This window comes from Campylobacter sp. US53, assembly GCF_004378995.1.
GTDB lineage: Bacteria > Campylobacterota > Campylobacteria > Campylobacterales > Campylobacteraceae > Campylobacter_D > Campylobacter_D jejuni.
Window position 1 is genome coordinate 1 of record NZ_RYYH01000014.1, and the last position, 8764, is coordinate 8764.

Below are 8764 nucleotides of genomic sequence, written 5' to 3' on the forward strand. Positions count from 1 at the left end.
TACTCTTTCTATAGCTGAGTTTGGGTTATGCATAGGGTTTCTCCTTTAAAAATGGCTTTGGTTGGTTGTAAAATTATAATAATCCTCAGGCACGCCAATATCTATAAAATAATCATCAAAAATACAAGCTCTAGCCTTTAGTTTTTCATAATTTTCTTGTAAAAACTCTTCAAAAGAAAATTTTTCCTGCAAAGCAAAATCATTAAAAATATCTTTAGTTAAAAGATAAATTCCACCATTGATTAAACCTTGCTTTTTGAATATTTTTTCCTCAAAAGAAATCACAAAACCTTGCTCATTAACATTTACTGTACCATATCTATCAAAATCATTCATTTGCTTTAAGGCAAGACAAATTTTACTTTTATCTAGTTTTAATTTGCTTAAATCTATGTCAAAAAAAGTATCGCCATTTAAAACATAAGCCTCGTTTTTTATAAATTTCAAAGCCTCTTTTATAGCTCCACCCGTTCCTAGAGGCTCTTTTTCGATGCTGTATTTTATTTTTATACCTAAAAACTCATCTTTAAAATACTCTTTTATCACTTCATATTTGTATGATACTGCTAAGATAATCTCTTTTATGCCTTGCTTTTTAAGATATTCAAAAATAAATTCTAAAAAAGGCTTATCATTTATCGGTGCCATAGGTTTTGGAATATCTTTTATAACGCTTTTAAGTCTTGTTCCCAAACCACCGCAAAGTATTATTACTTGCAAGAAAAACCTTTACCAAAAAGCTCTTCTTCGATGATAGCACAAATAATATGCCCTATTAAAATATGTGCTTCTTGAATTCTTGGCGTGCAAGTTGAAGGCACTTTTATACAATAATCACAAAGCTCATTCATCGCTCCGCCACTAGCTCCGCTTAAGCCTATGCTTATGATTTCTTTTTGTTTGCAAAGCTCTAAAGCTTTTAAGATATTTTTACTATTTCCACTTGTTGAAATTCCTATAAAAACATCTCCCTTAACTCCTTGAGCTTGTACTTGTCTAGCAAACAAATTTTCATAACCATAATCATTGCCAATAGCAGTTAATATACTCGTGTCCGTTGAAAGTGCAATACTTGCGATACCAGGTCTATCAAAATAAAACCTACTTACAAATTCCCCTGCAATATGCTGTGCATCTGCAGCACTGCCACCATTTCCTGCAAGCAAGGTTTTATTGCCATTTTTATAAGCTTTTATGACTTCTAATGAAGCATTTTTAATAAGAGTCATTAAATTCTCATCTTTTAAAATTTGCTCTTTTACTAGAATCGATTCTTGAAAATGTTCTTTTATATAAGAATTTAAATTCTCCATGATTTAACTCCCTCTTTTGTAAATGAAAAATCTTGCACCCAGCCTTGTTCTTTGTTTAAAGCTTTGATTAAATTATATTTTTTAGTAGGATCTACAAGGAAAAACATAAATCCACCAGCTCCTGCTCCACTGGTTTTGCCGCTATAAGCGCCATTATCTATAGCAAGTTTATAAATTCTTTCAAGCTCATCATTGCTAACGATTTCTGAAATGATTTTTTTTGACTGCCAAGACTTGCCTAAAATTTTCGCCAAAGTATCAAAATCCGCCTTAAATAAAGCTTCTTTCATCTTTATAGCATCTTGTTTTATAGCGTGCATAGCTTCGAGGGATTTTTCATCTCCAAGCTTTCCTTTTTTATGCTCTTCTATATCCTTTGCTTCTCTTGTGATATTTGTAAAATAAAGCACAGTTCTAGCTTCAAGCTCACTAGCTATCCAGTTTTTAATACGCAAAGGATTAACAATTACTCTTTTATTATCATAAAATTCCATAAAATTAAATCCCCCAAAAGTTGCGGCGTATTGATCTTGTGCTCCACCTACTATACCCAAATCTTCTCTTTCTATCTCATAAGCAAGCTTAGCGATTTCATATTCCCCTAAAGGTAAATTAAGCCATTCTGAAAAAGCCTTTATAACTCCTACAACCAAAGTTGAGCTTCCGCCCAAACCACTACCACTTGGCACATCCGAATAAGTATGTAAAGAAAAACTCAAAGGTTTTTTTACAAAATCTTTTACAATGCGATTATAAATACTTTTAAAAATATCTAATTTTCCATCATTTTCTAAAAATTCTTTACTTTCGTACTCAGAGTAAGAATTTGTATCAGGAGAATCAAAAATGATTTTTCCATCTTCTCTTTCGATCAAAGTGCAATGTATGTATAAAGATATAGTTGCATTTAAAACATAACCTGTGTATTTATCACAATATAAATTTATATCAGTTCCACCGCCTGCTAGACCGAGACGAAGAGGAGTTTGTGTGCGTATAGTTTTCATTGAATTACTACTTATTTTGCTATAATTTATTATAAAAATTATAGCAAAATATACTTAACTTCTATATAATATTATTTAAACATTTGCAAAGCGATTAACTTTCATCATTTTAAACGCTCTTAAAAGTTCTTCAATGCCATCTTCTAAAGTATTATCTGGTTTCCAACCTGTAGCCTCTAATTTAGCATTTGAAACCAAATAGTCTCTTTTATCCGGATCTTCACCTATGCTGGCCGAATGGATATAAAAATCAGGAATATACTTTTTAATCGTTTCAGCAAGCTGTCTTTTAGTCAAATTTGCAGAACTTAATCCCATATTATAAGCCTGACCCTTCATCTTATCATAATTCTCAATTCCATGAATAAATCCTTTAACCACATCGCGAACATGAATATAATTGCGTCTAAAATGCTCTTCAAAAAGCACTATAAATTTATCTTTATATGCACGATAGGTAAAATCATTAACAAGTAAATCAAGTCTCATTCTAGGTGAAATTCCAAAAACAGTAGCCAAACGAAAAGTTACACAATTTCCTTTATCAAGCAAATATTGCTCCGCGTGCACTTTATCGATCCCATATTCTGAGATAGGACGCAAGGGAGATTCTTCAGTGCACATTGCATCTTTTTCTCCTATACCATAACCGCTATTTGTATTGGGATAAATAAATATTTGAGAAGGACTTGCAAAATCACTGATCATTTTCACAGCTTCATAATTGATCATTTTGGCTAACTTTGGATTTCTTTTACAAAGTGGAGCTCCAACCAAAGCAGCTAGAGGAATAATAATATCAGCTTTTGCTACCTCTTGTCTAATAAGATTTTCATCCATAGCATCGCCATTTATAAAAGTAAAATTTTTATTATGAGAACAAGATAAAAGAGAGATTTGATCAAACATCAAATTATCAATAACACAAACTTCATAACCTTTTTCAAGTAAAATCGGTGTTAAAACCGAACCTATATAACCTGCACCACCTGTAATTAAAACTTTTTTTGACATATTTTTCCTTTAAATCGATGGTTTTATCGATTTAAAGGAATTCTGCCTCTCTTAATTTCATTTCTCCAATGATTTAGCAAATCTTTAAGCATTTGTCTAACAGGAATTTCAGCCTTCCAATCGATAAAACTCTTTATTTTACTATTATCAAACATTTGATAGTCAGCATCAATAGGACGCATCCTATCTTCAACTTGTCTTACCTCAATACCCCCCCCCATATCACTAAAATTTAGCAATATATCTATAACTTCAGGGAGCTTAAAAGCCTCTTCTCCTGCTATATTAAAAGCTTCCCCGCAAGGAACTTTCCCTTTTTCACTTTCAAGAGAAAGTAGATAATAAGCCCTTATAGCATCACGACAATCTTGAAAGGTTCTTACACTCGAAAGATTTCCAACCTTGATAACAGGCTCTTGATAACCCGCTTCAATCAAAGCAATTTGTTTTGCAACTGTGCTTTCAAAAAATACATCAGAACGTCTTGGGCCACTATGTGTTCCCATTCTTGTAACAAAAGTGCGAATGTTATAAGCTTCGCCATAAAATCTTCCTAAATAATCAGTGCCGATTTTGCTTATGCTATAAGGACTTGCACCGTGAAAAGCTGTTTCTTCATTAAGTTTAACACCTGCTTTTGCTTTACCATAAACTTCACTTGAAGAGCAGATATGCACTACAGGGTCATATCCATCTTTTGCCTTTAAAATTCTAATGTTTTCCAAAATATTTGCTGTGCCTATGATATTTGTTTGTAATGTTTCTATAGGTATGTCAAAAGAAGTTTTTGGGTAAGACTGTGCGGCCAAATGAAAGATCACATCCGGTCTTTGACTCTCAAAAAGTTTTTGAAGACTAGAGTAATCATTTAAATCTGCATAAAAAATACTGATTCTATCTTTTTTATTGATCCTATCACTTAAATGATAGATATTGTCCATAGGTTCTTGCCAACGCATCATGCCTATAACATCATAGTCTGTGTTTTCTAGCAAGAAATCTGCCATTTGAGATCCAACTTGCCCTGTAAAACCTGTAATTAATGCTGTTTTTTTCATGATTTATCCTTTAAAGCATTGACTTTTTGTTTGTATTATATTGCTAGTAAAAATTATATCTAGTCCAATCTTTCCTTCGGTTAAAATTTTTAAAATCTCTTTTTCAAAAACAATTTTTTCATAAATTGGCATAGCCATAACTATACAATCTATATTTTTTAAATTCTCAATACTAGGCTCTAGTATCAAAATATCAGAATTTTGCAAATAAGTTCCATGTCTTCTTTTATCTTTATCGATAGCACAAACAATTTTTTTACAAATGTTTGTAGATAAATAACTAATTAAAGAATTAGCATGAGACCCACCACCATATATGGCTATTTTTTTATAGTTTAACAATAATTGTTCTAGTTTATTTTTTTCATTAATTAATTCAATGTTTATTGTTTCATCAAAAACTTTAAAATCTTCTTTTGATTGACAAAAATTACTATTTTTTTTAAAGAACCAACCTAGCCACTGACCATCATATAAACTTAGACATTCAAGTAATTCGCATCCAAATTCTTTCATTATATTTATCAATGTTGCATTTTGATAGTATCCACAATGCTCATGACGAATTTCATAAAAACGCTTAGACTCAAAAATATTTAGAATATTTGGGGTTTCCAAATAGATAATCCCATTATTTGCTATAATTTTTACTATATCTTCTAAAAATTTTCTAGGTGTATCTATATGCTCAATCAAATGCCTAGAAATTATAAAATCTATTTTATGAGAAAGCTTTTGATTTATCACATCATAAGAAAAACAACCTTTAATATGTTGAATATTTTGTACATCTTTTAATAGGGTGCTTGGAGTTACAGAAGGATCGACACTATAAATAAATTTAGAATCCTTAGATAAAGCAAAAAGCAAATCACAACCACCTGGTGCTATCTCTAAAAAAATACTATCTTTTTTAGCATATTGTTTAATTTTATCTCTTAAAAATTTTACATATGAATTCATAGTTTTTGAAAGCGTTATAGGAGTAATATACTCTCCACTACAATACGCTTTTTGCATTTTATTATTATCAAATTTCGTATTATAAATATACCCACATTTATTACACTGAACAATCTCTATGTCCAAATCTCCTTTGCAATAATTATCACTTTTTTTATATGGAAATTTCTGTATTTCAGCAACAGAAACAAAAGCATTACTAGCTTCAAACAATTGTTTTAAATCTTCTTCATCTTCACACAATGGACATTTATTCATAATTCCCTCCTTTTATACCACTGATACATCATTTGGATTCCTTTTTCTAAATCAATTTTATGTTTCCAGCCTAAAGAATGAATTTTTGAGCAATCTGTAAATTTCTGCATTGCCCCATCTGGACGATTTGAATTAAAAACTAATTTTCCCTTAAATCCTACTATATTTTTGATTAATTCTGCTAATTCTTTGATAGTGATATTCTTATGCGGACCTATATTTAAATGAGTATTAATAATCTCAGTATTATCACCTTTTAAATCTTTAAAATCTATATTATTCATGATAAATAAACAAGCATTTGCTAAATCTTGACTATGTAAAAATTCTCTTGTAGGCTTTCCACTACCCCAAATTTCAACATTATTCTCATCTACACCAAATTTTTTTAAATAATTCTTAGCTTCTTCAATGGAATCAAATTTTAAATCATTTAATAAGTCCTCATATCGTTTTTCATTTAAAAGCTTAGCTAAATGCATTTTTCTTAAAATTCCAGGCAATACATGAGATTTTTCAAGATCAAATTTGTCATTATTACCATATAAATTTGTAGGAGTGATTGCTATAAAATTTGTATTGTATTGCAAATTATAACTTTCACAAAGCATCAAGCCTGAAATTTTAGCGATTGCGTAAGGTTTGTTAGTATACTCAAGATCTCCACTTAACATTTGCTCTTCACTAGTTGGCAATGTTGCATTTTTAGGATAAACCGTAGTTGAAGCTATGAAAAGTAGCTTTTTTACTTTATGTAAATAAGCATTATGAATAACATTGCACTCTATCATTAAATTTTGATAAATAAAATCAGCACGATAAGTATTATTAGCTAGAATTCCACCCGCTTTAGCTGCTGCTAAAATAACATATTCTGGCTTTTCTCTCTCAAAAAAATCAGCCACAGCTTTTTGATTTGTTAAATCGAGCTCAAAGTGAGTTTTAAAAACAAGATTTTTATAACCTTGTTGCTTAAGTTCATTAAGTATAGCACTACCAACAAGACCACTATGACCCGCTATATAAATTTTAGAATCTTTTTGCATCATTTATCCTTACTCATCGCTAAAATATCACGCTCTGAAAGGATAGGAGAATTTGTTGGCCAATCTATACCAATTCTTTCATCATTCCATGCATAAGTAAATTGATCATGTGCATCCATATATTCTCCTAAATAAGCACATTTATAGTAATACACTGCACTTTCACTACTAACATAATGAGCGTTTCCAAAACCTGCTGGAACTAAAATGATTTGCTGATTATCTTGATTTATGATGAATCTTTCATGCTTCAAATAAGTTGGTGAATCTTTTCTGCAATCAACCACAACTTGATGCACTTCTCCATAGACACAAGTAGCTAACTTATAAGTTTTTACATCACCATGGATACCACGGATAACATTATGTTTAGAATGTATGAATTTATCATGTATAAATTTTAATCCATTTGGCAAAAGATTATCTATAGCTTCACTTGTAAAAGCTGTCCAAATTTCACCTCTTAAATCTCTAAATTTGTTAGGAGTTATAATATACACTCCTTTTAAAATTTTTGATTCTTGTATGTCAAATTCTATTGCCATGATTATTTCCTTTCTTGATTTATTTCTCTCTTCAACCTAGGCACATCTTTGAAGATAAATTTAATATACCCACCCCCATACCAATTCTTACTAGCCTTAATAAAAGCTTCTCCTAGTTTATAAGTAAAACATTCTTTTTCTTTTAAAGCTTCATTATAATCAGGATAAGTTTCTAAAGGAGGTAAAGCTAAATTTGGATTTTTCTTTATTTTAAATTTATAAGCCTTTTGTTCTTGTTTATGTGAAATAACAATACTTAATATTATGAAAGGTAAAGATATAAAACCTAATACACTTTTAGAATTTATAATCAAAGCTTGTCCTAGTTTATAAGAAAGTTGGTTTTGAATTCTTATTTTAGCTTTTCCGTAGTTATTTTGGAAATTTAGTAGATTTTGTTTATTTTCTAAGGATGTATTTAAATTATGAATTTGATTAGTTTGATTACTGAGTTCTTGATTTTTAATTTCTAAAGTTTGATTAAGACTAAGAATATTTTCGTTTTTTGTTTTGATAATATCTGCTATAAATTTAGCTATTCTATCCCAGTATTCCGGTTTCATTTCTCTAAGCTCATAGTTTTCTTTATAATTATTCAAATCTTTTTTGGGAAATAACCTTTCTTTATGTGGGAAAAATTCCTTTCTAACCCATTCATTCGACTCTTCAAAATAATCTATATAAGATTGGTATATTTCTTTTGGTGGTTGAAATTTAAGCTCAGGGTTTTTTGAGGTAAAATATTTATCGAAAAAAGGTATTAGATCATAATATCTAGGATAAATATAAAAACTAGAAAATTTATTAAGAGATGATAGTAATTCCATCCCAATTAAATCTAAAGATATGTTCGAATTGTCAATATTTTCAAATCCTTTTTTATCAATATTGATAATATTCAAAAAATCATAAAGAAGATTTTGTTCAACAAAATCTTCTTTATTAAATGGTCTTATAATAACATTTTCCTTTTTAAAAATATTTAAATACCAAGATAATATTTTTTTATATTCTAGTATATGCTTTAAAAAAGGATTTTGAAAATACTTTTTAAATGCCAACTCATTGTCTGTCCAATTTTTTAAAAATTCTGAACATAAAGATTGCCATACATCTTCGGGAGGTCTTAGATATACAATAATATAAACTTTCATAAAACCTAAAAAATTTAATATTTTTTTTAAATTTAAAACACTATATTGAGAATCAATCATAGCCCAAAAAGCTTCTGATGATATTAGAATATTGTCAACACAACTTGTATTAATTTCTTTTCTTAATAACATAATTTTTTTATCTACGATAAAATCATTATAATTATTGCACAATATACTCAAATCCCAATGTTGAGGATCGTATTCTTTATTCAAAATAAATGATTCTGGATATAAAAAATTATTATATAAAAGAATACTTTTATTTTTATATAAAAATTTTTGAATACTTGTTGTTCCTGTTTTTGGCGTTCCTATATGGATATAAGCGGTTTTCATTGTTTTTTCCCAAGTTTCTTATAAAGCTTAAAAACTCTATAAGGCAATAAGAATAATCCACCCTTAT

The 8764-nt window shown here is 29.4% G+C and carries 9 protein-coding genes; all 9 read right to left on the reverse strand.

The window, feature by feature from the left end:
* Positions 1–45 precede the first annotated feature (45 nt).
* The 9 genes from ELQ05_RS07975 to ELQ05_RS08445 all read right to left on the reverse strand — a co-directional run bounded on the left by ELQ05_RS07975 (position 46) and on the right by ELQ05_RS08445 (position 8697).
* Complete coding sequence (locus ELQ05_RS07975) at positions 46–720, reverse strand: nucleotidyltransferase family protein (RefSeq protein ID WP_134240070.1); 675 nt, start codon at positions 718–720, stop codon at positions 46–48.
* Positions 711–1313 carry a D-sedoheptulose 7-phosphate isomerase gene (gmhA2, locus tag ELQ05_RS07980; protein WP_134240071.1) on the reverse strand — a complete coding sequence of 201 codons (603 nt, stop codon included), beginning with the start codon at positions 1311–1313 and terminating at the stop codon, positions 711–713. The genes ELQ05_RS07975 and gmhA2 overlap by 10 nt, the downstream gene beginning before the upstream one ends.
* Positions 1301–2320, reverse strand: coding sequence for a D-glycero-D-manno-heptose 7-phosphate kinase (gene hddA, locus ELQ05_RS07985; RefSeq protein ID WP_134240072.1), 1020 nt, complete (start codon positions 2318–2320; stop codon positions 1301–1303). Before hddA ends, gmhA2 begins: the two co-directional genes overlap by 13 nt.
* 75 nt (positions 2321–2395) lie before the next feature.
* Entirely contained in the window at positions 2396–3334 is a 939-nt protein-coding gene (locus ELQ05_RS07990; protein WP_058000972.1) for an NAD-dependent epimerase/dehydratase, read from the reverse strand.
* Positions 3335–3357: 23 nt separating this feature from the next.
* On the reverse strand, positions 3358–4392 hold the full coding sequence (locus tag ELQ05_RS07995; RefSeq protein WP_052794200.1) for a GDP-mannose 4,6-dehydratase: 1035 nt from the start codon (positions 4390–4392) through the stop codon (positions 3358–3360).
* A gap of 3 nt (positions 4393–4395) precedes the next feature.
* Positions 4396–5613 carry a class I SAM-dependent methyltransferase gene (locus ELQ05_RS08000; protein ID WP_052794199.1) on the reverse strand — a complete coding sequence of 406 codons (1218 nt, stop codon included), beginning with the start codon at positions 5611–5613 and terminating at the stop codon, positions 4396–4398.
* Positions 5610–6659 carry a GDP-L-fucose synthase gene (locus tag ELQ05_RS08005; RefSeq protein WP_044779609.1) on the reverse strand — a complete coding sequence of 350 codons (1050 nt, stop codon included), beginning with the start codon at positions 6657–6659 and terminating at the stop codon, positions 5610–5612. The genes ELQ05_RS08000 and ELQ05_RS08005 overlap by 4 nt, the downstream gene beginning before the upstream one ends.
* Complete coding sequence (locus ELQ05_RS08010) at positions 6659–7204, reverse strand: dTDP-4-dehydrorhamnose 3,5-epimerase family protein (protein ID WP_134240073.1); 546 nt, start codon at positions 7202–7204, stop codon at positions 6659–6661. Before ELQ05_RS08010 ends, ELQ05_RS08005 begins: the two co-directional genes overlap by 1 nt.
* A gap of 2 nt (positions 7205–7206) precedes the next feature.
* The gene (locus tag ELQ05_RS08445) at positions 7207–8697 is read right to left on the reverse strand and encodes an alpha-2,3-sialyltransferase (protein ID WP_243832739.1); all 1491 of its coding nucleotides are present in this window, start codon (positions 8695–8697) and stop codon (positions 7207–7209) included.
* Between the last annotated feature and the right edge of the window lie 67 nt (positions 8698–8764).

Excerpts from the sequence above, each read along its gene's own strand:
- gmhA2 (WP_134240071.1), bottom strand. The coding sequence starts at position 1,313 with ATGGAGAATTTAAATTCTTATATAAAAGAACATTTTCAAGAATCGATT.
- hddA (WP_134240072.1), bottom strand. The coding sequence starts at position 2,320 with ATGAAAACTATACGCACACAAACTCCTCTTCGTCTCGGTCTAGCAGGC.
- ELQ05_RS07990 (WP_058000972.1), bottom strand. The coding sequence starts at position 3,334 with ATGTCAAAAAAAGTTTTAATTACAGGTGGTGCAGGTTATATAGGTTCG.
- ELQ05_RS07995 (WP_052794200.1), bottom strand. The coding sequence starts at position 4,392 with ATGAAAAAAACAGCATTAATTACAGGTTTTACAGGGCAAGTTGGATCT.
- ELQ05_RS08000 (WP_052794199.1), bottom strand. The coding sequence starts at position 5,613 with ATGAATAAATGTCCATTGTGTGAAGATGAAGAAGATTTAAAACAATTG.
- ELQ05_RS08005 (WP_044779609.1), bottom strand. The coding sequence starts at position 6,659 with ATGCAAAAAGATTCTAAAATTTATATAGCGGGTCATAGTGGTCTTGTT.
- ELQ05_RS08010 (WP_134240073.1), bottom strand. The coding sequence starts at position 7,204 with ATGGCAATAGAATTTGACATACAAGAATCAAAAATTTTAAAAGGAGTG.
- ELQ05_RS08445 (WP_243832739.1), bottom strand. The coding sequence starts at position 8,697 with ATGAAAACCGCTTATATCCATATAGGAACGCCAAAAACAGGAACAACA.